General features: G+C 68.9%; 21 protein-coding genes and 2 tRNA genes. 9 read left to right on the forward strand and 14 right to left on the reverse strand.

Translation table 11 applies throughout. From position 1 onward, the window contains the following. Window positions 1-125: 125 nt before the first annotated feature. Entirely contained in the window at window positions 126-545 is a 420-nt protein-coding gene (locus tag RF646_RS02885) for a hypothetical protein (protein ID WP_144997177.1), read from the reverse strand. A gap of 173 nt (window positions 546-718) precedes the next feature. Between RF646_RS02885 and purB the strand changes: the two genes are divergently transcribed. Further along, window positions 719-2,161, forward strand: a complete 1,443-nt coding sequence (gene purB / locus RF646_RS02890; RefSeq protein ID WP_144931792.1) for an adenylosuccinate lyase — start codon at window positions 719-721, stop codon at window positions 2,159-2,161. 204 nt (window positions 2,162-2,365) lie between these two features. Here the strand turns inward: purB and RF646_RS02895 are convergent, their stop codons facing one another. From RF646_RS02895 to manA, 5 genes are all read right to left on the reverse strand, one after another. Further along, entirely contained in the window at window positions 2,366-3,529 is a 1,164-nt protein-coding gene (locus RF646_RS02895) for a hypothetical protein (RefSeq protein WP_368835146.1), read from the reverse strand. A gap of 38 nt (window positions 3,530-3,567) precedes the next feature. Next, window positions 3,568-3,906 carry an acylphosphatase gene (locus RF646_RS02900; protein ID WP_368835147.1) on the reverse strand — a complete coding sequence of 113 codons (339 nt, stop codon included), beginning with the start codon at window positions 3,904-3,906 and terminating at the stop codon, window positions 3,568-3,570. A 256-nt stretch (window positions 3,907-4,162) separates the two neighbouring features. Continuing rightward, on the reverse strand, window positions 4,163-4,825 hold the full coding sequence (locus tag RF646_RS02905; protein ID WP_368835148.1) for an SDR family oxidoreductase: 663 nt from the start codon (window positions 4,823-4,825) through the stop codon (window positions 4,163-4,165). Window positions 4,826-5,024: 199 nt separating this feature from the next. Beyond that, the gene (locus RF646_RS02910; protein WP_368835149.1) at window positions 5,025-5,618 is read right to left on the reverse strand and encodes a TetR/AcrR family transcriptional regulator; all 594 of its coding nucleotides are present in this window, start codon (window positions 5,616-5,618) and stop codon (window positions 5,025-5,027) included. A 54-nt stretch (window positions 5,619-5,672) separates the two neighbouring features. Then, window positions 5,673-6,872 carry a mannose-6-phosphate isomerase, class I gene (gene manA / locus RF646_RS02915; protein ID WP_368835150.1) on the reverse strand — a complete coding sequence of 400 codons (1,200 nt, stop codon included), beginning with the start codon at window positions 6,870-6,872 and terminating at the stop codon, window positions 5,673-5,675. Window positions 6,873-6,951: 79 nt separating this feature from the next. On the opposite strand from manA, the gene RF646_RS02920 reads away from it, so the two are divergent. Beyond that, window positions 6,952-8,361, forward strand: coding sequence for a phosphomannomutase/phosphoglucomutase (locus tag RF646_RS02920; protein ID WP_368835151.1), 1,410 nt, complete (start codon window positions 6,952-6,954; stop codon window positions 8,359-8,361). 152 nt (window positions 8,362-8,513) lie between these two features. Here RF646_RS02920 and RF646_RS02925 read toward each other — a convergent pair whose 3' ends face one another. From RF646_RS02925 to RF646_RS02935, 3 genes are all read right to left on the reverse strand, one after another. Next, the gene (locus RF646_RS02925; protein WP_368835152.1) at window positions 8,514-9,704 is read right to left on the reverse strand and encodes a globin domain-containing protein; all 1,191 of its coding nucleotides are present in this window, start codon (window positions 9,702-9,704) and stop codon (window positions 8,514-8,516) included. A 56-nt stretch (window positions 9,705-9,760) separates the two neighbouring features. After that, window positions 9,761-10,249 carry an Rrf2 family transcriptional regulator gene (locus RF646_RS02930; RefSeq protein ID WP_368835153.1) on the reverse strand — a complete coding sequence of 163 codons (489 nt, stop codon included), beginning with the start codon at window positions 10,247-10,249 and terminating at the stop codon, window positions 9,761-9,763. A 127-nt stretch (window positions 10,250-10,376) separates the two neighbouring features. Next, the gene (locus RF646_RS02935; protein WP_368835154.1) at window positions 10,377-12,242 is read right to left on the reverse strand and encodes a phosphoenolpyruvate carboxykinase (GTP); all 1,866 of its coding nucleotides are present in this window, start codon (window positions 12,240-12,242) and stop codon (window positions 10,377-10,379) included. Window positions 12,243-12,557: 315 nt separating this feature from the next. Here RF646_RS02935 and RF646_RS02940 point away from each other — a divergent pair. Together RF646_RS02940 and RF646_RS02945 are read left to right on the forward strand one after the other, a co-directional pair. Then, window positions 12,558-12,630 (forward strand) — tRNA-Arg (locus tag RF646_RS02940). A gap of 96 nt (window positions 12,631-12,726) precedes the next feature. Continuing rightward, window positions 12,727-13,893 (forward strand): DUF1524 domain-containing protein, encoded by a 1,167-nt coding sequence (locus tag RF646_RS02945; protein ID WP_368835155.1) that lies wholly within the window; start codon window positions 12,727-12,729, stop codon window positions 13,891-13,893. 80 nt (window positions 13,894-13,973) lie between these two features. Here the strand turns inward: RF646_RS02945 and RF646_RS02950 are convergent, their stop codons facing one another. From RF646_RS02950 to upp, 3 genes are all read right to left on the reverse strand, one after another. Beyond that, on the reverse strand, window positions 13,974-14,495 hold the full coding sequence (locus RF646_RS02950; protein WP_144997163.1) for a histidine phosphatase family protein: 522 nt from the start codon (window positions 14,493-14,495) through the stop codon (window positions 13,974-13,976). A 93-nt stretch (window positions 14,496-14,588) separates the two neighbouring features. Continuing rightward, entirely contained in the window at window positions 14,589-15,389 is an 801-nt protein-coding gene (locus tag RF646_RS02955) for a winged helix-turn-helix domain-containing protein (protein WP_144997161.1), read from the reverse strand. Between the two features lie 233 nt (window positions 15,390-15,622). Further along, a complete protein-coding gene (gene upp / locus RF646_RS02960) occupies window positions 15,623-16,258 on the reverse strand; it encodes a uracil phosphoribosyltransferase (RefSeq protein ID WP_064845136.1) in 636 nt (211 codons plus the stop codon). A gap of 156 nt (window positions 16,259-16,414) precedes the next feature. On the opposite strand from upp, the gene RF646_RS02965 reads away from it, so the two are divergent. The 5 genes from RF646_RS02965 to RF646_RS02985 all read left to right on the forward strand — a co-directional run bounded on the left by RF646_RS02965 (window position 16,415) and on the right by RF646_RS02985 (window position 19,989). After that, window positions 16,415-17,344, forward strand: coding sequence for an ABC transporter ATP-binding protein (locus tag RF646_RS02965; RefSeq protein WP_368835156.1), 930 nt, complete (start codon window positions 16,415-16,417; stop codon window positions 17,342-17,344). Further along, window positions 17,341-18,624 (forward strand): ABC transporter permease, encoded by a 1,284-nt coding sequence (locus RF646_RS02970; RefSeq protein ID WP_368835157.1) that lies wholly within the window; start codon window positions 17,341-17,343, stop codon window positions 18,622-18,624. Before RF646_RS02965 ends, RF646_RS02970 begins: the two co-directional genes overlap by 4 nt. Window positions 18,625-18,678: 54 nt before the next feature. After that, on the forward strand, window positions 18,679-19,347 hold the full coding sequence (locus RF646_RS02975) for a hypothetical protein (RefSeq protein ID WP_131332260.1): 669 nt from the start codon (window positions 18,679-18,681) through the stop codon (window positions 19,345-19,347). 51 nt (window positions 19,348-19,398) lie between these two features. After that, window positions 19,399-19,836 carry a tRNA adenosine(34) deaminase TadA gene (gene tadA, locus RF646_RS02980; RefSeq protein WP_368835183.1) on the forward strand — a complete coding sequence of 146 codons (438 nt, stop codon included), beginning with the start codon at window positions 19,399-19,401 and terminating at the stop codon, window positions 19,834-19,836. A 63-nt stretch (window positions 19,837-19,899) separates the two neighbouring features. Next, a tRNA-Ser gene (locus RF646_RS02985) sits at window positions 19,900-19,989 on the forward strand. Between the two features lie 67 nt (window positions 19,990-20,056). Here the strand turns inward: RF646_RS02985 and RF646_RS02990 are convergent. Further along, complete coding sequence (locus RF646_RS02990) at window positions 20,057-20,830, reverse strand: enoyl-CoA hydratase/isomerase family protein (RefSeq protein ID WP_368835158.1); 774 nt, start codon at window positions 20,828-20,830, stop codon at window positions 20,057-20,059. Window positions 20,831-20,844: 14 nt separating this feature from the next. Next, window positions 20,845-22,449 (reverse strand): fatty acyl-CoA synthetase, encoded by a 1,605-nt coding sequence (locus RF646_RS02995; protein ID WP_368835159.1) that lies wholly within the window; start codon window positions 22,447-22,449, stop codon window positions 20,845-20,847. Between the last annotated feature and the right edge of the window lie 200 nt (window positions 22,450-22,649).

Raw genomic sequence — 22,649 nt, forward strand, 5'->3', positions numbered from 1 at the left:
GGCGGCGGGGCCACCTCCCGCCACCGGCACGGCCGACCTCCCGGCCTGTTCCTCACCCGCGGCCGGCACAGCTGCGTCCTCCGAAGATCCGGTGCTCGAGCCCAGCACCGTCCGCGCCGCCGCGGTCACGGCGACCCGCCCCACGACGCGCTCGCAGCGTGACCCGCCGCGAGTCCCACGCCCAGCACCGTGCTCAGTGCCGCGGCCATGGGAGCTCCCATCTGGGCGATGCTCTCGACAGCCGCGACCCGTTCCGCGAGCGCGGCCGCCCCCGTCCGCACGAGCTGAGCAGTTTCACGACAGCGGTGCGAAACGTCTCGCAGTTCCTGCTCGTGGCGATCGGCGCGGGCCCGGAAGGACCTGGCACCCGGGCCCTCCCACGCACCGTGGGTCTCCGCGAGGGACGCGATCCGGGAGGCGAGCCCCGCGAGGTGCTCCGCGGCGTCGTCGTAATGACGTGCCACGAGGCAGAGCCGTTCGTGGACCAGCGCCGAGACCGCCGATGGGGACGTTCCCGGGAACACCGGGCTCGCGAGTTGTGACATGACCGGTTCCTTCCCGCGCCCCACCACGCGGGCGCCACGCGACCAGGCTAGGGAACGGCGATCCTGTGCTCGGGCGGCCCCGGAAGCATGTGTATCCACGCCCTGCTCGGCCATCCCGAGGACCGCGGTGCAGGACGTTCACCGCGGCGAGGGGCGCCCCGGCGCGTGAAAGAATGAGGGCCATGTCGAACACCGCGCAGACCCTCCCCTCCGGACGTGTGGCCCTGAGCCAGCAGTCACCCGCCATCGCGCTGGGACCGCTGGACGGCCGTTACCGCCCCCAGACCGCCGTGCTGGTGGACTACCTCTCGGAAGCTGCGCTGAACCGCGAACGGGTGCACGTGGAGGTCGAGTGGTTCATCCACCTGTGCGAGCAGCGAGCGCTCACGGGTCTGGAACCCCTCTCGGATGAACAAAAGAGCGGTCTGCGCGCAATCGTCGCGGACTTCGACGCCGCGTCGGTCGCGGAACTGGCTGAGATCGAGGCCGTCACGGTGCACGACGTCAAGGCGGTGGAGTACTACATCGGGCGCAGGCTGCCGGGGCTTGGCCTCGAGCACCTGACGCCGCTCGTGCACTTCGCGTGCACGTCCGAGGACATCAACAACCTCTCCTACGCGCTCGGCATCCGCGATGCGATCAACCACGTGTGGTTGCCCGCGGCGCGCGAACTGGTCGCGGCGGTGGCCACGATGGCGCGGAACGCGAAGGCCACCCCCATGCTGTCTCACACCCACGGCCAGCCGGCCACGCCCACGACCCTGGGCAAGGAACTCGCAGTGTTCGCGCACCGCCTGGGCCGCCAGGTGCAGCGCGTGGCGGACACCGAGTTCCTGGGCAAGCTCAACGGCGCCACCGGGACGTTCGCAGCGCACACCGCCGCGGCCCCGAACACGGACTGGCCCGAGACCTCCCGGTCCTTCGTGAGCCACCTGGGGCTCACGTGGAACCCGCTGACCACCCAGATCGAGTCCCACGACTGGCAGGCCGAGCTGTACGCGGACATGGCCCGGTTCAACCGGATCCTGCACAACCTCTGCACGGACGTGTGGTCCTACATCTCGATCGGTTACTTCCACCAGATCCCGGTGGAGGGTGCCACGGGCTCCTCAACCATGCCGCACAAGGTCAACCCCATCCGCTTCGAGAACGCGGAGGCCAACGCGGAGATCTCGTGTTCGCTGCTGGACACGCTCGCCGCAACCCTCGTAACCTCGCGGTGGCAGCGGGACCTCACGGACTCCTCGTCCCAGCGCAACATCGGGGTGGCGTTCGGTCACTCGTTGCTGGCGGTGTCCAACGTGCTCAAGGGCCTCGACCGCCTGGACGTGGCGCAGGAGGTGCTCGCCGAGGACTTGGACCAGAACTGGGAGGTCCTGGGCGAGGCCGTGCAGACCGCCATGCGTGCCGAGGCCATTGCGGGCCGCGAGGGCATGGACAACCCCTACGAGCGGCTCAAAGAACTCACCCGCGGCCACCGCGTGGACGCCGACCGGATGCGCGAGTTCATCGCGGGCCTCGGCCTCTCCGAGGACACCGCCCGGCGCTTGAGCGAGCTGGGCCCCGGGCAGTACACGGGCCTGGCCGAGCAGCTCGTGGACCGTTACCTGGACTGAGCCGCCGGTCCCGGCCCGACGCCGCCCGGTCCCGCCCCCGGAGCGGCTCCGGGCAGGGCTGAGGCAGCACCAGACACCTGTGTCCCGGAACAGCACGCTCCACGCGTGATCACGTGCTGTTCTGGGACACAGATGTATTCGGGGGCCCGGCGGAACTCACGAGCGCCACCGGGCACCGCATGACCGCGCCCGGGGTTGTGCGCCCTACTTGCGCTTCTTCCGGCCCTTCGCGTCGGACTCCAGTTCCTTCCGATCACCGTCGGGGGAACCGTCCTCGAACTTCTCCGCGCGCTCACCCAGGGCAAGGTTGGGCGGGAACTCGTCCGGGAAATCCCCGAAGGCCTCGCGTGAGGCCTTGATGACCTGGCGGGCCATGGCCAGGTTGGCGCCGCCCCCCACCACGGCGCCCAGACCGAACGGCAGCGCGCGGCCCAGCACCGCGCCGGACTGGCGGGCCAGGAACCGCTTGACGAACATGTTGCGGATCGAGCGGCCCACGTCGAAGCGCTGGGAGCTGTCCGGGGACTTGCCGAGCATCAGGCCCCACTTGCTCGTGAGGCTCTTGCTCGCGGACGAGCTGGACAGCAACTGGCCCATGAGCGCGCTCCCGTCCTCGCCGAGCATGAGCGCCATGATCATGGTCCGGTTCTGCTGCTCGTCCTTGGGCTCCACCCCGTGCAGTTCGGCCATGGCCTGCGCGTACAGGGCCGTAGCCTCCAGGTAGCCCGCCACGGCGGCGGAAGACAGCCCGAGGGACGCGATGGTGCCGATCCCGGGGACCGCCGCGGTGGCACCTACGGCGCCGCCGCCCACGGTCACGGAGCGCAGGTAGAGCTTCTCGGCGCGCTTGGCGATCTGGGCGGGCGTCTCCTTGGGGTGCTGCGCACGCTCCCGCTTGAGCGCCTTGACCACCCACGGCTGCTGGATGCGCAGCACATGGTCCAGGAACTTGTTGACACCGGGCTTGGGTTTGCCGTTCTCGTCGAACGCCTTGTTCAGGGGGTTCAAGTCCATTAACGACCACTCCTCGAAACGGGTTGGGGGTGTTCGGCGGGTACCGCCGAACACATCAGCACTACTATTCCACAGCGCGCAGCGCTTTCGGCGTGCCCGACCCCCGGCGCCTATCATGCGCGCGGCCGACGACGCCGCCACGGCCCCGTCCCACGCGCGGCTCACACCGGAGTCCTGCCACCGCATGGCCGCGAGCAACATCATGGGCAGCTGCTCGAAACCGCCCACCGTCTCGATCTTCAGTGTCACGTCCTTGGACGTGGCATCGAACTCGGACAGCTGTTCCAGCAGATCCGCGACATCGTCCGCGCTGCGCACGAAGGACATGTTCACGATGTCCGCGTGCCGCGCCACGAAGCGCAGATCAACGGCAGGTGAACTCCGCCCGCGGGTCAGTGCGTGCTGAAGTCGGTGAACGCCCCCGTGGGCGGGCCGAAGTGCTCGTCCACGGTGATCACCGCACCGGGGGTATCCCGGGAGATGAGCGCCTGCAGCAGCTCACCCACGGCCCAGCGCGGACCCTCGACCACGACAGTCACGGTGCCGTCCGGGTTGTTGGTGGCACTTCCTACGAGTCCCAGTTTCTCGGCCTGACGCCAGCACCAGTAGCGGAACCCCACGCCCTGCACGGTCCCGTGCACCACGGCGGTGAGGGCGATGGTCCCGTTCAGGTCCAGCTTGTCCTGATTGCGGCCGGCTGACGCGGCGGGATGAATCGACGGCATCTCCATGCCCCCAGCCTAGAAGACCCCAGCCTGGAAGACCCCGGTCGCAGCCACCCGGCAGACAGGGCCCGCAGGTCGGGAGCGGCTATCAGGACCGGGCACCGGGGCCGGCTGTCGGGCCGAGCTGCCGGAGCCCGAACCATCAGGGCCTGATTCGCGGGGCCCGATCTGCCGCGACCGGGCGTGAAAAATCGCCCGGCCCACGCGGACCCCGGTGGGGCCCGCCACGGACCGGGCGATCACGACTGACAAAGGCTGCAGGTCAGCCCAGGTTCTCGAGCGCCTGTGCGATCGGGGTGTCACCGTCGGAGAACTCGATGAACTTCCCGGCGGTACCCCGCGGATCGGCGAGCACCCGGGCGGCCACGAGGGCCACGTTGCCGCGTGCCGTCTTCTTCTCGTCGTCGCTGCCGGCGCGGCCCAGCGTGATCTCCCCCGAGGGGTCGTCGTCGGTGAGCGCCCCGGGACCCAGGATGGTCCATTCGAGGGAGCTCGCGCGCAGGTGGTCGTCCGCGTCCGCCTTGGACTGCGCGTAGGCGTAGAAGTCGTTGTCCTCGGGGACCCCGTGGTCCTGACCTGCGCCCATGTAGGACACCATGACGTAGTGCGTGACGCCGGCGGCCTGTGCGGCGTCCATGGAACGGATCGCGGCGTCCCGGTCCACGGCGTACGTGCGCTCGGGGTCGCCCCCGCCCGCGCCCGCGGACCACACGACGGCGTCCTGGCCGGAGAACAGCTCCGTCATGGCCTCAACGTCCAACTCCTGGACGTCCGCGACGACCGGTGTTGCCCCGGTGTTCTCCACGTCCTGGCTCTGCTCCCGCTTGCGGATCACCGCGTTGACGGTGTCCCCCTGCGTGGACAGCAATCGGCTCAGCTGCAGCGCCACCTTGCCGTGGCCACCGATGATCGTGATCTCGGACATTGCGGGTCCTTCCTGTCGGAACGGGTGTCGCGGGGACAGCGCGTGCCCCCGACATCCAGTACAGCATGCGTCAGCGGCGGATTATTCCGAACCCCCGGGGCCCACCCGGTCCCCCTGCCGCCGCGCGATATGGGGGTCCGCCGCGCCCGGCGGGGCCGGAACGCCTCGGCCTCACGGGCCCGTCACACCCTGCGGGACCTCAGTTCTCGAGGCCGCCGTTGGCGAGGCTCGCGTTGAGCACCCGGGCGAGGGTCGACAGGTCTGCGTCCTGCTGTTCGGCGAGTGCGTCCGCGAGCACGCCCAGTAGGCCGTGGACCACGAACCGGTCCCGGATCTCGACGACGCCGCGGTCCTCCCCGCTCTTGCGATCCTCCCGGAGGCTGCGCAGACCCGTCATGGCGTGTTCCGCGACCGCCCCACGTGCCAGGGAGGGACCGGGCCCGCACAGCATGGCCCGGTAGAACTCCTGGTGCTCGTCCAGGTGCGCCACGAGCGGGGGCAGGACCAGGTCCAGCGGACTGGCCTCGCGGTTCTGCAGGGCGCTCGGGTCCAGGGGGAGGCGGGCCAGCAAAGATTGCGTGGCGCCGAGCAGCACCTGGTCCCGCGAGCCGAAGTTCTCGTACACGGCCTTGCGGCTGACCCCCGCGGCCTGCGCGATCTCGGTCATCCCCACCTGGGAGCCCCGGCGCGCGACCAGTTCGACGGCGGCTTCCACCACGGCCGCACGGGTGCGTTCGATCCGCCGGTCCATGTGCGCTCCAATGTCAGGGTCGTAGAAAGGGTGCCCATCCATTGAACGCTCAAACAGGAAATTACGCGACAACCTAAAGGGTGAGACCCGAAACCCTCAGCGCGCGGGCGTAACCGCCTCCACGAGGAACACGCGCCCGTCCCCGCTTAGGGTCACCGTGCTCGGGGTCTCCAGGCAGATTAGGGACTCGCCCGACGTCGCTCGCGCACCCTCCGCGTCCGCGTCACCAGCAGAGCGCGCGGAGACCTCCACGTCCCCCTCGGTCACGAGCACCATGCACACCCCCGCGAGCTCCCGGGTGACGGGGCGCTGCGGGCTCACGCGCACCGCGGCCAGGGAGAGGGCGGGGTCCCACAGCGTGTACCGCACCACGCCGTCCTCGGCCTCGCGCGGTTCCAGGACGCTCACGGGTTGCTGGGCGGTGGCCATGACCCTCAGCAGTTCCGGGACGTCCACGTGCTTGGCGGTCAGACCAGCGCGCAGCACGTTGTCCGAGCACCCCATGATCTCCACCGCGGTGCCGCTGAGGTACGCGTGCACCTGTCGGTCCGGGGTGAACAGGGCCTGGCCGGGGGCCAGGTGCACCATGTTCATACACAGGGCCACGAGCAGACCCCGGTCACCCGGGTAGTGGTGGGTCAACAACCGGATCAGGTGCGTCGCGCGTTCCACGGGATCCGCCTCCGCGGACAACCGGGGTTTGTCCGCGTCCTCGCCGCGGGGCGAGGTGGCCGGGGTGGTATCCGCAGCGGTAACGCACGCGCGCACGGCGGCGGCAGCGGCGTCGTCGGCGAGCTCGAGCGCGTACTGCACGGGACACTCGGACGCCGCGGCGTCCGCGAGCCACGGGAGGTTTAGTTCCCGGGAGAGACGCTTCAGGTCGGCCCGATCCTGCTGACCCGCGAGCAACCACATGGGTGACAGCGCCACGACCGTCTCCGGTTTGGCGCGCTCGTCCTTGTAATTACGGTGCGCGGAGTCCCGCGCGACGCCCGCGGCGTTCTCCCGCGCGAACCCCTCACGGGCCTGTTCCTCGGACGGGTGCACCTGGATGGACAGCGGCGCCGCGATCGCGAGGATCTTCAGGAGGAACGGCAGGTCGGGGGCCACTTCGTCCAGGCCGCGTTGGACCCCGTCGAGGGTCACCCGGGACGGAGCGCTCGCGTGGGCACCCATCCACAGCTCGGCCTCGGGTTCCTCGGTGGGTGCGGAGCGCCCCTGCATGCCGGCGAGGACCGATCGCGATCCCCACGCGTAGTGCTGGATCGGATTGGTCATCCTCAAGAACTCGGCCATGTCGAACATGTAACCACAGCGCCCCGGAAAACGCCGGACTACCGGGGTTCACCGATCCCGCTCACGTAGAATCGGGACGGTGACCACAGATCTTTCCTCATCATTCAAGGCGTACGACGTCCGCGGCATCGTGGGCGAGAGCATCACCGCGGACAGCGTGCGCGCCACCGGTGCCGCGTTCGTGGACGTCCTGGGCCTGGCCGGCTCCGGGGTGGTCGTGGGTGGCGACATGCGCCCCTCTTCCCCCGAGTTCGTGGAGGCGTTCGCGGCCGGCGCCACTCGCCGCGGTGCGGACGTCACGGTGATCGGCAGCATCTCCACGGACGAGCTGTACTTCGCGTGCGGCACCCTGGACAGCGCCGGCGTCACCTTCACCGCGAGCCACAACCCGGCCGAGTACAACGGCATCAAGATGGCCAAGGCCGGAGCCGTCCCCGTCTCCTCGGACACCGGCCTGTACGAGATCCGCGACGTCGCGCAGCGCTACCTGGACGCCGGGGAGATCCCGGCCTCCGAGCACCGCGGCCAGGTCTCGCGTCGGGACGTACTGGGTGACTACGCCCATTACCTGCGCAGCCTGGTGGACCTCTCCGGGATCCGCCCCCTCAAGGTCGTGGTGGACGCGGGCAACGGGATGGCCGGGCTGACCACTCCGGCGGTGCTCGGGGACGCACTGTTGGACCCGCTGCCGCTCGAAATCGTCCCGCTGTACTTCGAGCTAGACGGCACATTCCCCAACCACCCCGCCAACCCACTCGAGCCCGCCAACCTCGAGGACCTGCAGCGGGCCGTGCGCGAGCACGGCGCGGACATCGGGCTCGCGTTCGACGGCGACGCCGACCGCTGCTTCGTGGTGGACCAGAACGGTGATCCCGTCTCCCCGTCCGCGGTGGCCGCGATCGTCGCCGAGCGCGAGATCACCCGGGCCCGCGCCGCAGGTGAGGACCGGCCCGTGGTGATCCACAACCTCATCACGTCCAAGGCGGTCCCCGAGCGGATCGAGGCCTCGGGCGGGCGTGCCGTGCGCACGCGCGTGGGCCACTCCTTCATCAAGGCGGTCATGGCCTCCGAGCGCGCCGTCTTCGGCGGTGAGCACTCCGCGCACTACTACTTCAAGGACTTCTTCAACGCGGACACGGGCATGCTCGCCGCGATGCACGTGCTGGCCGCGCTGGGTGAACAGGACGCGCCGCTGAGCGATCTCATGCGCACGTACGACCCCTACGTGGCCTCCGGGGAGATCAACTCCGAGATCGAGGACAAGGCCGCCGCGGTGGACCGCGTCCGAGCCCACTTCGCGGCCACGGACCCCGCCGTGCAGGTCGAGGACATGGACGGCACCACGTTCACCCACCCCGAGCAGGGCTGGTGGTTCAACCTGCGTCCGTCCAACACCGAGCCGTTCCTGCGGCTCAACGTGGAGGCCCCGGACGCCGCCACCATGGAGTCGGTGCGGGACACCGTCCTGCAGCTCGTGCGACAGGACTGAGCCCGCCGGGCGCCGCGGGTCCCACCTGCGGCGCCCCCGCTCGAAACGCCGTCCCCGGGCACCCGCCGCGGGCTGCCCGGGACGGCCCGGAGAACACGACGACGCCGCGCGGCCCAGGTGGCCACGCGGCGTCGCCGTCATGTCAGGGAGGCTCAGGCGTTCGCGGCGCGCGCCTCGTCGTGGAGCATCCACTGGTCGGGACCGAAGATCTCGTAGTGGATGTTGCGCCCCGGCATACCCTTCTCGATGAGCTGCGAGCGCAGCGCCTTCATGAAGGGCAGGGGGCCGCACATGAACGCGTTGGTGTCCTCGTCCACGTCCAGGTCCACGTCCGTGATGTTCATGAAGCCCTCGTGGTCGCCCTCACCGGGGGTCTCCATCCACGTGATCATCGTGGCGTTGGGCAGGCTGTCCACGAGACGCTCCATGATCTGGCGGCCGGGCCAGCGCTCCTTGGAATGATCCGCGTGCAGCACGGTGACCTTGCGCTGCGAACCCTCCTTGGCCAGGCGGTCCAGGAACGCGACGATGGGCGTGGTGCCGATGCCTGCCGAGACCAGCACGAGCGAGCCGTGGCCCTCGTCCAACACCACGTCACCGTAGGGGTTGGAGATCTCCAGGACGTCGCCCTCGTTGATGTCCTCGTGCAGGATGGGCGTGACCTCGCCTTGGGGATCCTTGCGGATCACCACGCGGCGATGGCCCTCTTGGGACGGCACCAGCGTGAACTGGCGGGGCTGGCGGATCCCGTCCTTGACCTTGACCTGGATGGTCACGTACTGACCGGGGATGGGGCGGGTCAGCGGGGTGTCGTCCGCGGGTTCGAACTCGAACGCCACCACGCCCTCGGCGATGTCCTCCTTGGACACGAGCTTGAAGGGCGCGAACATGACGTCGTTGGCCTGCTGGCCGTAGAGGCCCTTCTCGAGCTTGATCAGCGCATCCGCCATGAGCCAGTACACCTCGTCCCACGCGGCCACAACCTCGGGGGTCGCGGCGTCACCCAGGTCCGCGGCGATGGCCCCGAACAGGTGCTCGTGGACGGTGGGGTACTCCTCGGGCAGCAGCCCCAGGGACGCGTGCTTGTGGGCCACGCGCGAGAGCACCTCGTCCGGGTAGGAGTCCGGGTGGTTGAGCAGGTGCGAGGCGAAGGCCACGATGGAACCGGCAAGCGCCTGCGGCTGGGTGCCGTTCTTCTGGTTGGAACGGCTGAACATGCCGTCCAGCAGATCGGGGCGGGCGTTGAACATGGACTTGTAGAACTCGGGGGTGATCGCGGGGATCCGATCGGCGATCACGCCGATGGTTTGCTCGATGACCGGGCGGGACTTCTGGGACAGCATGATGATTTCCTCTCATCGCGGTGTGACGAGAGTCAATTTAGCATTTGAAATGCACGTTAAAGAACCGACGCGCCATCCCTGGCGGCGGGGGTTCGCACGCTCGGGGGACGCAGCCCCAGTTGCACTGCGATGGGGCCCACCTGGCGGGGATTCACGAGGTCCGCGATGGTGATGCCGTCCAGTTCCCGGTAGAAGGCCTCACGCGCCCCGGCCAGGGCCCGGCGCAGCCGGCAGCCGTGGTTGAGCGGGCATGCGACCTCGTCCGCCTCGCACTCCACGATCGCGGTGTCCGCCTCCAGGATCCGCAGCACCTGGCCCACACTGGCCTCCCGGCCCTCGTCCGTGAGTATGACCCCGCCAGCGCGCCCGCGTTGCGAGCACAACAGGGACATCCCGCGCAGTTTGGCCACCGTCTTGGCCACGTGGTTGTACGGCGCCCCCACGCCGTCCGCGATGCGCTGCGTGGACATCATGGTGTCCGGGGGCAGCCCTCCCATGAGCAGCAGCACCCGCAGCGCGATGTCCGAAAAAGCTGTCAGCCGCACAGTTGTCCCTTCGTCACCGGCCCGTCCTCAGCCCACCGATGACGACGCCGCGCGGCCGGTCTGGCCGCGCGGCGTGATCATACAGGATGGCCCCGGCCGCGTGACAACGCGGATCGGGAGACCGGCGTCAGCTGTTGCGCAACCGGTCCTCGAGCCCGGCGCGCTGTTCGAGGATCACCTCGGGCACGTCGCCGAGGCGCGCGAACCACTCGTCGATCCCGGGCAGTTCGTTGAGCCACTCGTCCTTGTCCACGCGCAGCGCGGCCTCGAGATCGGCGTCGGAGATGTCCAGGTCGGTCAGGTCCAGGTCCTCCTTGCCCGGGACCACACCCACGGGGGTCTCGTGTCCCTCCGCGGTGCCCTTGAGGCGTTCGACGATCCACTTGACCACGCGGGAGTTCTCCCCGAAGCCGGGCCACGCGAAACCGCCCTCCGGGGTGCGGCGGAACCAGTTGACGTAGTAGATCCGCGGCATGTTCTCCTCGCCCACGCGGGCTCCGGTGTCCAGCCAGTGCTCCAGGTAGTCATTGGCGTTGTAGCCGATGAACGGGAGCATGGCCATGGGGTCACGGCGCACCACGCCCACGGCGCCCTTGGCGGCCGCGGTGGTCTCGGAGGACAGCGTGGCTCCCTGGAAGACGCCGTGTTCCCACCCGAAGGACTCGGAGACCAGAGGCACGGTCGTCTTGCGGCGGCCACCGAAGATGATCGCGGACAGCGGCACACCTTCGGGGTCGTCGTACTCGGGGGCCAGGATCTCGACCTGCTTGATGGGGGTGCAGAACCGGGAGTTGGGGTGCGCGGCGGGGCGGCCGGACTGGGGGGTCCAGTCGTTGCCCTTCCAGTCCGTGAGGTGCTCGGGGATGTCGTCGGTCATACCCTCCCACCACACGCCGCCGTCGTCGGTCAGCGCCACGTTGGTGAAGATGGTGTTGCCGCGTTCGATCGCCCGCATGGCGTTGGGGTTGGTGGACCACCCGGTGCCGGGTGCCACACCGAACAGGCCGGCCTCGGGGTTGACCACGCGCGCGGTGTGGTCCTTGCCGAAGCGGATCCAGGCGATGTCATCCCCGACCATCTCGGCCTTCCAACCCTCGATGGTGGGCTCGAGCATCGCGAAGTTGGTCTTGCCGCACGCGGAGGGGAACGCCCCCGCGATGTAGTGGGACTCCCCCTGCGGGTCGGTGATCTTGAGGATGAGCATGTGCTCAGCCAGCCAGCCCTCGTCATGGGCGATCGCCGAGGCGATGCGCAGCGCGTAGCACTTCTTGCCCAGCAGTGCGTTGCCGCCGTAACCGGAGCCGAAGGACCAGATGGCCCGGTCCTCGGGGAACTGCACGATGTACTTGGCGGGGTTGCACGGCCACGGCACGTCCTGCTCGCCGGGCCGCAGCGGGGCACCCAGGGAGTGGACGCACTCCACGAACTCCGCCTTGTCGCGGGACATCCTCTCGAGGACGGGCGTGCCGATCGTGGCCATGATCCGCATGGAGCACACCACGTAGGGCGAGTCCGTGATCTCCACGCCGTACTGGGGCTTCTGGGCGTCCAGGGAACCCATCACGAACGGGATCACGTACATGGTGCGACCGCGCATGGCCCCATTGAAACGCTTGGTCAGCGTCTCCTTCATGGCCGTGGGGTCTTCCCAGTTGTTGGTGGGACCGGCACCCTTCTCGGTCTTGGTGCAGATGAACGTGCGCTCCTCCACGCGGGCCACGTCCTCGGGGTCCGAGAACGCCGCGAAGGAATTGGGGAGCTTCTCGTCCGAGAGCCGGACCAGGGTGCCCGCCTCCACCATGAGGTCGGTGAGCCGGGTCCACTCGGCTTCCGAACCGTCTGCCCAGTGGATGTGATCCGGCTGGGCCAGCTCGGCGATCCCACGCACCCAGTCCACGAGCTCCCGGTAATCCGTGGGGGGATTGTCCAGGGACTGCTGGACCTCGCGGTTCAGGGCGGTGGTCCCGGTGGTTGCTGTGCCGTTGTCAGCCATTGACATGTCTCCTCGTTGAGGCCGTCGTACGTGCCGCTTCCCGCCGAGGTGCGCCGCCCGTTCATGCTTGCCACGTCACTGTGGAACGGTTCCGGGGGCCGACCTCGCAGGGGGTTGCGCGCGGGTGTGCCTGGAGTCTATCGCGAGGGGGGCCTTCCGGAACGCGAGTTACACCACATCGCGGCCCCGACCACACGGCTCGCACCGCCCAGCCGCCCCGGCACCGCGAGGGCACCGCTCCGGCGCGATTTGTCGCCGGGCACCGGCGGGTGTAAGTTATTACCCGTTGCAAGGGCCTCGGTCGTTGCTTCAGGAGCGCCTGTAGCTCAACGGATAGAGCATCTGACTACGGATCAGAAGGTTGTAGGTTCGAATCCTATCGGGCGCACTTCTTGTCGGACCCCGCATCCCCCAGGATGCGGGGTCCTTCTCATTCACCGCCGCGCCTCGGTATCAGGATCGGCTCCAGGATCGAGGTACCGCCGTGTCCCCTCTCACGACCCCCGTTCGTCGTCTCGCCCTGGGCGCCGCGGCGCTCGCGCTGGCCCTCACGGGGTGCGCGGCTCCCACCGATTCGGCGGCGCCCTCCCCATCCGCCTCCGCGACCACGAGCGCTGAGGCCCCGACGACGACGCCCGCCGCGCAGTCACCGTCCCCCACCCGGAGCGCGGAAGACGCGACGTCCCCCGCGGCGGCGGCGTCCCCGCAGGACGCCACCGATCACGCGGCGGCCGGGACTGCGCTGGCCGCGCTCGGGGACCTGCCCGTGAAGGGGCGCGCGCCCAAGACCGACTACTCGCGGGACCAGTTCGGCCCGCGCTGGGCGGACACCGATCACAACGGCTGCGACACTCGCAACGACATCCTGCGCCGGGACCTCACGGGGATCGCCGTCAAGCCGGGGACGCACGGGTGCAACGTGAGCTCCGGGGCGCTCGAGAGCCCGTACACCGGAGAGACGATCGACTTCGTGGCCGGGCAGGCCACGAGCTCACAGGTGCAGATCGATCACGTGGTCGCACTGTCGGACGCGTGGCAGAAGGGCGCGCAGCAGCTCGACGCCGCGCGGCGCACCGAACTCGCGAACGACCCGCTCAACCTGCTCGCCGTGGACGGTCCGAGCAACAACACCAAGTCGGACGCGGATGCCGCCACGTGGCTGCCGCCGCGCACCGGCGAGCGCTGCGAGTACGTGGCCACCCAGATCGCGGTCAAGCAGCGCTACGAGCTGTGGGTCACCGACGCCGAGAAGAACGCCATGGTGCGCGTGCTCGACACGTGCCCCGAGCAGCCGCTGCCCGAAGCGCGTCCCATCCCGGATCCCGCGGACTCACCCGCGGCTCCCGTGACCGAGGCGCCGGCTGCGCAAGCGGCAGCGGCCGAGGCGCCCTCGACTCCGGAGGCGGAGGCACCGGGCCCTGTGGCACCCGCTCCGGCCGCACCCGGTGCGGGCGCGGGATCCGATCTTGCGGACGCTGCCGTCGCGGAGGCCGAGGCGCCCGGTGCGGGCGTTCCGGGTGCGGACGTCTACTTCTCGCGGTGCGCCGAGGCGCGCACGGCGGGGATGGCCCCGCTCTACGCCGGCACGCCGGGGTACCGTCCCGGCTTGGACGGCGACGGCGACGGCGTGGCCTGCGAGCCCAGGAGCTGAGCACCGGCTCGGGGTGAGCTCCACACCCGAGGGGGCTCCGCATGAGCTCCATGCCTGCGGCGCATGGAACCGTGCGGGTTCTAGACCCCCGGGGTGTGGAAGCGCGTGAGGCGGGCGTCGGCGCCGTCGAGCACGGCCCAGTCCCCGGGGACCTCGAGCACCGCGGTGCCCCCGGTCGGGAAACCCGTGGCGGCATCCATCATGGCGTCCTGGTCCGAGTCACGAGAGGCCAGGCGCAGGACGGTGTCCAGCACCCCGGGCATGTGGGCGACCACCATGAGGGTGCGCACGGTTTCCGGGGCGTGGTTCACGGCCGCGATGATCTGCGCGTCCGTGGCGTCGTAGAGCCCGTCCCACAACTGCGGCGTGGGGGCCTTCTCCCCGAGTTCATGGCACACCCACGTGATGGTCTGGCGGGTGCGCAGCGCCGGGGACACCAGGATCATGTCCGGCGCGGCATGTTCGGCCAGCCATCGTCCCACGTCCGCGGCCTCACGGGCACCGCGCGGCGCCAGGGGGCGGTCGTGGTCCGGGACGTCCCGCGGGAAGTCCGCTTCCCCGTGCCGCATGATCACCAGGTGCTTGAGGTCGTGGGGTGCCATGGGCCCCAGTGTGTCACGGCGGGGTGCAGCCCGGTCACGGAAGCAACGCGACGGCGCGCTCCCGGGTGAGCGCGGTCTCGCGACTGAGGAGGATCAGATGGAGTACTCGGGCGCGGCCCACACGACGACCTCGGGGTGGTCGTAGAACCGGTACCCCTGACCGCGAACGGTGCGCACGGTGTTGGCCAAGCGACCCAGCTTAGAACGCAACCGCCGCACATGCACGTCGATCGTGCGCTCGGAGGGGACCTCCTCGGCGTCGCCCCACAGGCTGTCGAGCAGCTCGGTGCGACCCACGGTGCGGGTGCCGTTCTCCACGAGGTAGTTGAGCAGTTCGAACTCGCGGTGGGTCAGGTTCAGCAGCTCCCCGTCCAGGAACACTTCGCGGCGGGAGAGGTCGATCAACACGCCCACCCGCTGACAGTCAATCGCGCTCCCGGCACCGGCCGCGGGCAGCGGCGCAATGGGTTCGATCACCGGGTCCGAGAACGTGGGGTCACCCAACGCGCTGCGCACGACTTCGAGGTCCGTACCTTCCGCGTGCACCGGGGCGAGGGCCACGGCGGCGTAGGAATCGGACTCGGGGACCGCGGAGCTGATGAACTGGCGGACGTCCTGCACGAGCTGCACGAGGTTGATCCCGCGGTCGGCGGCGGCTTGCTCGTCCACGCCCACGTAGATCACGAAGCCGCGGGCCTCGGTGGGCTGCTGCCCCGCGCCCGGTTGACGTTCCAGGCGTGAATCGGCACCGTGTTCGGCGGCGACGGAACGCAGGTGTCGGAAATCCTCAGCGGTCCCCACCATGCGATGCGCCCCGCGGGGTCGGGCCGTGGACTGGGCTCCACCCAGTCGGTGTCGCTGCGAGATGTGGACGTAACCCGGTGCGCCTGACATTCGAACCCCTGCCTCGTGATGCCCCCGTTCCCATGAATTCCCTGGAAAACGGCATTGTCATCATGTTCTGCGACGCGCGGCTGGACTGGCAAGTAATATATGGGTTTTTTTCTCACATAGTGAGACCTACTCTTGATTCACGCGATCCCATGGCGAAATGGATTGCATTCTCGCCGAGATGAGGGGCTACTTCCCCGCTCGAGATGCTTTCCGAGAGCCGACGAGCGGGGGCCTCAGTGCGCGACGCCGTACAGGCGGTCGCCCGCATCCCCGAGGCCGGGAACGATGTACGCGTTCTCGTCCAGTCGTTCGTCCACGGACGCCAGCACCACATTGACCTCGCTGTCGTCCAGTTCCCGGGTCAACCGGTCGAGGCCCTCGGGCGCCGCCAGCAAGCACACGCACGTGATCTGTTCGGCACCGCGGCGGTAGAGGAACTTGATGGCCTCGCTCAGCGTGCCACCCGTGGCGAGCATGGGATCGAGCACGTACACCTGACGGCCCGTGAGATCGTCCGGCAGCCGTTCGGCGTACGTGATGATGTCCAGCGTGGTGTCGTCACGCGCCATCCCCAGGAACCCGACCTCCGCGGTGGGGATCAACCGGGTCATCCCCTCGAGCATGCCCAGCCCCGCGCGCAGGATGGGCACCACGAGCGGCCGCGGGTACGCGAGCGCGATCCCCTGGGTCTCGGCCACCGGGGTCCGTACCGTGACCGGCTCCACGCGCACGTCCCGGGTCGCCTCGTACGCCAGCAGGGTGACCAGTTCCTCCACCAACAACCGGAACACCGGGGAGGAGGTGTCCTTGTCGCGCAGCACACTCAGTTTGTGGGCGACCAGGGGGTGATCCAAGACAGTGACTCGCATACCTCAGAATCTAGCAGCCGCCGCAGGGCCCGCGGACGTCACAGATTCATCACACGCCGGGGAAGATCAGCCGAGGGGACGAGGACGTGCCATAGGGTCATACGGGAGACTCGACATGGTTCTGCGCACGGCAATCCTCGGAAGGGACACCTGAATATGACGGCTCCGGTTCTCGAAACGGAGAATTTGGTCAAGATCTACGGCAGAGGAGAAACCCGCTTCGACGCCCTCAAGGGCATCAACCTGGAGATCGGCAAAGGCGAGTCCGTTGCGGTGGTGGGAAAATCCGGTTCGGGCAAATCCACTCTCATGCACCTGCTGGCGTTGCTGGACGCCCCCACGCACGGCGTCGTGGCCCTGGAGGGCAAGCCCACCGGGGATCTGAATGCCAAAGAAATCAACGAACTGCGCAATTCCGCGTTCGGTTTCGTGTTCCAGCAGTTCTTCCTGACCCCCAATCAGAGCGTGTTGGAAAACGTCACGCTCCCCCTGAAGATCGCGGGTGTTCCGGCCGGTGAGCGCAAACGCCGCGGCATGGAAGTCCTCGACCAACTGGACATGGCGGACAAGGCCGAGAACAAGGCCACCGATCTTTCGGGTGGTCAGAAACAGCGCGTGGTGATCGCGCGAGCCCTGATCAACGAACCCTCCGTGATCTTCGCGGACGAGCCCACCGGGAACCTGGACTCGGCAACGTCCCGGGTTGTGGAGGATATCCTCTTTGGGCTCAACCGGGACAAGGGCATCACCCTGGTGGTCGTGACCCACGATCTGGACCTCGCGCAGCGGTGCTCCCGGCAGATCTACCTCGTGGACGGGCGGATCGTACCGACCCCGGAGGCGGCCACGAACGACGTCGTCGATCGGCAGCCGCGCCGCGCCGCGCACCCGGCGGGCGCCGACGACGCCACCGGGACCGTCCGGATCACCGAGCCCACGACCGGCGAGATGATCACCCTCAGCGAGGCCGACGCCGCCGAGCTCACCCGCGCCGCCCAGGAACCCGTGCGGCCGGGCAAGCACGCCGCCCCTTGGGCCACCAACACCCCACACCGCCCGACCGACCAGCCAGGAGCCACCGCGTGAAATTCCTCGATCTGCTGCGCACGGCGATCGCCAACACGTTCCGGTCCAAGGCCCGCACCATCCTGACCGTGATCGCCATCTTCATCGGTTCCTTCACGCTCACGCTGACCTCGGGCATCGGCACCGGCGTCAACGACTACATCGACAAGACCGTGGCCGCGTTCGGTAACCAGAACGCCCTGTACGTCCAGAAGGTGTCCGAGCGCTCCACCCCCGGCTCCGACCAGGAGGACGGGCCCACCGAGTACGACCCCGAGCGGGCCAATGTGCAGACGGGGTTCGGTTCGATCGCAGGGCTCACGGACGCCGACATCGACAAGATCAGGGATATCGACGGCGTGGAGTCCGTGGACCCCATGTACATGGTCACGCCCACCTACCTGGAGGCCCCCGACGGCAAGAAGTTCCAGCTGAGCCTGGGCTCCCCGGCGGAAGCGGAAGGGCTGCAGCTGGAGGCCGGTGAGACCCCGGACCGGTCCGCGGACGAGATCCTGCTGCCCGCCTCCTGGGTGGCGCCCCTGGGCTTCGACTCCAACGAGGACGCCGTGGGCAAAACCGTGACGATCGCCATGCGCAACGCCGCCGGCGAGACCCGAGCCTTCGACGTCCGGGTCTCCGGCATCAGCCAGGCCTCCCTCGCGGGCGCGTCCACCAGCCCCATTCCCTCGTCGGAGCTGAACAAGAAGCTGTACGAGTACCAGACCTCGGGCTCACCCCGGGAGATGCCCAACACGTACTTCACCGCCACGGCCAACCTGAGCGACAACGCCGAGGTGGGCCCCATCAAGTCCCAGCTCGCGGACGACGACATGCTGGGCGTGACGGTCGAGGACCAGCTCGGGATGTTCCGGGCCGTGATCAACGGAATCGTGTGGATCCTCAACTCCTTCGCGATCATCGCGCTGCTCGCGGCCGGATTCGGCATCGTGAACACGCTGCTCATGTCCGTCCAGGAACGCACCCGCGAGATCGGGCTCATGAAGGCCATGGGGATGAGCGGGGGCAAGGTCTTCGGCCTGTTCTCCCTCGAGGCCATCTTCATCGGTTTCCTGGGCTCCGCGATCGGAGCCGCCGTGGGCGTGGCCACCGGCAGCATCCTCAGCGGGGTCCTCTCCAACGGGTTGCTTTCCTCGCTGCCCGGGCTGAGTCTGTTCTTGTTCGACCCGCTCAAGATCATGATCATCATCCTCGCGGTGATGTTCATCGCGTTCCTCGCCGGGACCATCCCCGCCATGCGGGCGGCCCGGCAGGATCCCATCAATGCCCTTCGATACGAGTAATCCCCCCACACTCACGCAGTATCACTCGCACGATGCACAGGAAGGACAGTCCTCATGAGCAACGACACCCCCAACAACAACCCGCACAACCCTCCGTACGGTGACCCGGGCGCGACCCAGCCCGTGCCGCCCCAGCCCCGCGGGCAGGGCGCAGTCAACGGCGCGCCCCAGGGCCAGCAGTACGGCATGACCGGCGGCAAGTACGGCACCTCGGAGTACAACCCCAACCAGTACACCGGCACCATGGACCGCCCCTCCACGGTGGACAAGCTGCTCAAGCTGACCCTGGCGTCCCTGGGGCTCTACGTGCTCAACGGCATCATCGGCCTGATCGCGGCGAGCAGCGTGGACTACACCCAGATGTACCGCGACATGGGCCTGAGCACGGAAATGGCCGATCAGAGCGCGAGCCAGATGGCCATGACCACCGGTCCCGTCGCCAGCATCATCAGCCTGATCATCGGACTCGCGCTGTACTTCCTGGTCTACAACGGCCTGAAGAAGGGCAAGAACTGGGCTCGCATCCTGGGCACCGTCCTCGCGGCCATCGCCATCCTGAGCGGGATCTTCGGCCTGTTCGGTGTCTTCATCTACCCCGCGCCGTGGAACATCATCATGGCCATCCTGATGATCGTGAAGGTCGTGGTGGACATCCTGTGGATCGTGACCGCGTTCCGCGCCCCTACCTCCGCGTGGTTCAACCAGAACCGCGTCCAGCGCTGACACAGCGTGGCATTACCGCACACCGCCAGGTCCATCCAGCTCTCGGGCTGGATGGACCTGGCTCTGTCAGAGGCCCGCGCCACGGAAGGCACGGGGGACGTGCCGATCGGCGCCGTCGTCCTGGACCCGGACGGCCGGGTCATCGGGCGCGGGTACAACCGCCGCGAGGCCGACGGCGATCCCACCGCCCACGCCGAGGTCCTGGCCCTGCGAAAGGCTTCCCGCGCGCTGGGGTCCTGGCGGCTGGAAGGCTGCACCCTGATGGTGACGCTCGAACCGTGCGCCATGTGCGCCGGGGCGATCGTGCTGGCTCGGGTGCCCACCGTGGTGTTCGGGGCATGGGACCCCAAGGCGGGGGCGTGCGGATCGGTGTTCGACATCGTGCGTGATCCGCGCCTGAACCACTGGGTGGAGGTCACGGGCGGGGTTCGCGAGGCCGAGTGCGCCGCCTTGCTGCACGAGTTCTTCCGGGGCCACCGCAACCCCTGAACCGGGCCGTGCCCAGCCCTGGTTTGGAGGGGTTGCGCCCCGGGCTGTAAAGTGCTGGGAGTTGGTGACGTGTCCGAGCGGCCGAAGGTGCATCACTCGAAATGATGTTTGGTGTCAAAGCCAACGTGGGTTCAAATCCCACCGTCACCGCCAAATTTCGAGGCCCCTGCCTCCCCGAATTTCCGGGGAAGTAGGGGCCTCGTTCATGACCGGAGCCGGTTCACCCCCGGCCCGCGAAGCCGTCCACGAGGGCCACGGACTCCGGAGTCCCGGAGCGCTCGGCGATCACGCTGATCTCCTCCGCCAGGTGGGTCTCGTACTCCGCGACGACGCCGCGGCGCAGCAAGCGCTTCGTGGACCCGTAGGAACCGGCGGTTCCCGCGACGAAACGGTCCTCCACCTCCGTCAATCGCTCGGCGAACTCCTCCGCCGAAACGGATTCAGCAGCAATCCCCCACTCGACCGCTTCCGTCCCGGTGAGCCGGCGACCCCCGAGGGTCAGTTCCACCGAACGTTGATGACCCACTGCGCGGGGCAGCAGATAGGACACACCGGTGTCCGGCGTCAGGCCGATCGCGGCGTAGGCGGCGAGCACGGTGGCGTCCTCCCGGATGAGCGCCCAGTCGGAGTTGAGGATCACCCCCAGTCCGGCCCCGGCCGCCGTGCCATTGACCCCGGCGATGATGAGCAGCCGCGAGCGCACCATGGCCAGGGCCAGATCCCGGGCCGCGGAGGCGAGTTCCCGCAGGAACCCGGGACGCTCGGTGGCCGGACGACCGGCCATGCCCTTGACGTCACCGCCCGCGCTGAAGAACCGCCCCGAACCCGTGAGGGTCAGCACGTGGACGGTGGGATCGGCTTCCGCCCGTCGCAGGGCGGACAGTGTCTCGCGCGCGAGGTCCAGGTCCACGGCGTTGCCGGTGGCCGCGCGGTCCCACACGATCCGCACCACGCCGGCTCTGTGCTCCACCCGGACGGCATCGGGGTGTTCCACGGTGTCCTCCTGCCTCATACCGGGTTCGTCCGTTCCGCCCGCAGTTCGCGCTTGAGCAACTTGCCGGACTGGTTGCGGGGCAGCTCCGCGACGAAGTCCACACGCTTGGGCACCTTGTAATCGGCCAGGCGGGCCTTCACATGGGAGCGCACCGACTCCGCGGTGAGCTCCGATCCCTCCTTGGGGACGATCACCGCCGTGACGGCCTCGATCCACCGTTCGTCCGGGAGCCCCACCACCGCGACCTCGGCGACGTCGGGCAGCTCGTAGATGCAGTCCTCGATCTCGCGAGGAGCCACCAGGACACCCCCGGTGTTGATCACGTCCTTGATCCGGTCCACCACCTGAATGTACCCCTGTTCGTCCTGCACCACCCGGTCCCCGGAACGGAACCAGTCGTCCACGAACGCGTCCGCCGTGGCCTCTGTCTTGTTCCAGTAGCCGGTCAGCAGCTGCGGGGAGCGGTACTGGATCTCCCCTGGCTCCCCGGGTTGAGCGACCCGGCCCTCGGACGTGACCACCCGCGCCTCCACGTTGAACACGGGACGCCCACACGACGCCGGACGGGCGTCGTGCTCGGCGGGTGTCAGGACGGTGCACAGGGGCCCGAGTTCCGACTGCCCGAAGCAGTTGTAGAACCCGATGCCCGGATAGCGGGAGCGCAACCGTTGCAGCACCGTGACGGGCATGATGGACGCGCCGTACTGCGCCTTGCGCAACGACGACAGGTCCCGAGTCTCGAGGTCGGGGTGATTGCTCAGCGGCACCCATACGGTGGGCGCCAGGAACAGCGAACCCACGTGCTCCTCCTCGACCAGCTGCAGGATCTCGGCGATATCCGGTTTCCGGGTCAATCGCACCGCCGCCCCCAGAGCGAGGTAGGGCAGCAGGAACACGTGCATGCCCGCCGAGTGGTAGAGCGGCATGGCCACGAGCGGACGGTCCTGCGCGGTCAGGTCCAGCGCGATGATCGCGGACGTGTACTCGGCCAACAGAGCGGCGTGCGTCATCATGGCGCCCTTGGGCGCGGACGTGGTGCCGGAGGTGTAAAGCAGCTGCAAAAGATCGTGGCCGCGCACCGTCACCCGGACGGCAGCGTCGTCGGCCCGGGGATCGAGCGCGGTCTCCTGAAGCGAGGTGTCGTCGTCCTCGCCGCCGGGCAGCATGGGCAGGACGCGTTCGACGGCGCGTGCTCTCCCGGAGTCCCGGACCTGCGCCACGAGCGGCAACAGTTCGGGATCGGCAATCACCGTGGTGGCCCCGGAGTCCTCGAGAACGTACGCGAGCTCGTCCCCTTTCAGCGCGAAGTTGACGGGGACGTGCACGAGCCCCGCTTGGGCGCACGCGAGGTACAGGATCGCGTAGACGTCCGAGTTCACGCCGAACGCCGCGACGCGCGTCCCCGGGGTCAGGCCCGCATCGGCCAGGCGGCGGGCGACCCGCCGGACCGCGTCCTCCAGCTCCCGGTACGACCAGCACCGGTCCTGGAAGAGCAACGCGGTGGCACCGCCGTTGCGCGACACGGCCCGTTGCAGCAGAGCCCCCACGGTGTCGGCGCGGGCCTCGCCCTGCGGTTCGTCCTCGGTGGATGGCGGCGTATGCGGTGCGGGATCGGTCATGGCGGGGTTCCCCTCATGGTCGGGTCCTCGGAGTCGGCGCGGATCCGGGGACGACGGCGCCCCCGGGTCCGCGCGCGTAGTAGCCACAGTGCCCAAGTGCGGGGGTGTTGTCCAGATCACGTCAGCTCCGCGCCACATCCGCCCTCCTCGAATATCTAGTGGAGCAAAAGCAGCTCGGGGTGCTCGGATGCTGCTTCTAC

Source organism: Kocuria sp. CPCC 205261, from assembly GCF_040981025.1.
In the GTDB taxonomy this organism is placed as follows: domain Bacteria; phylum Actinomycetota; class Actinomycetes; order Actinomycetales; family Micrococcaceae; genus Kocuria; species Kocuria marina.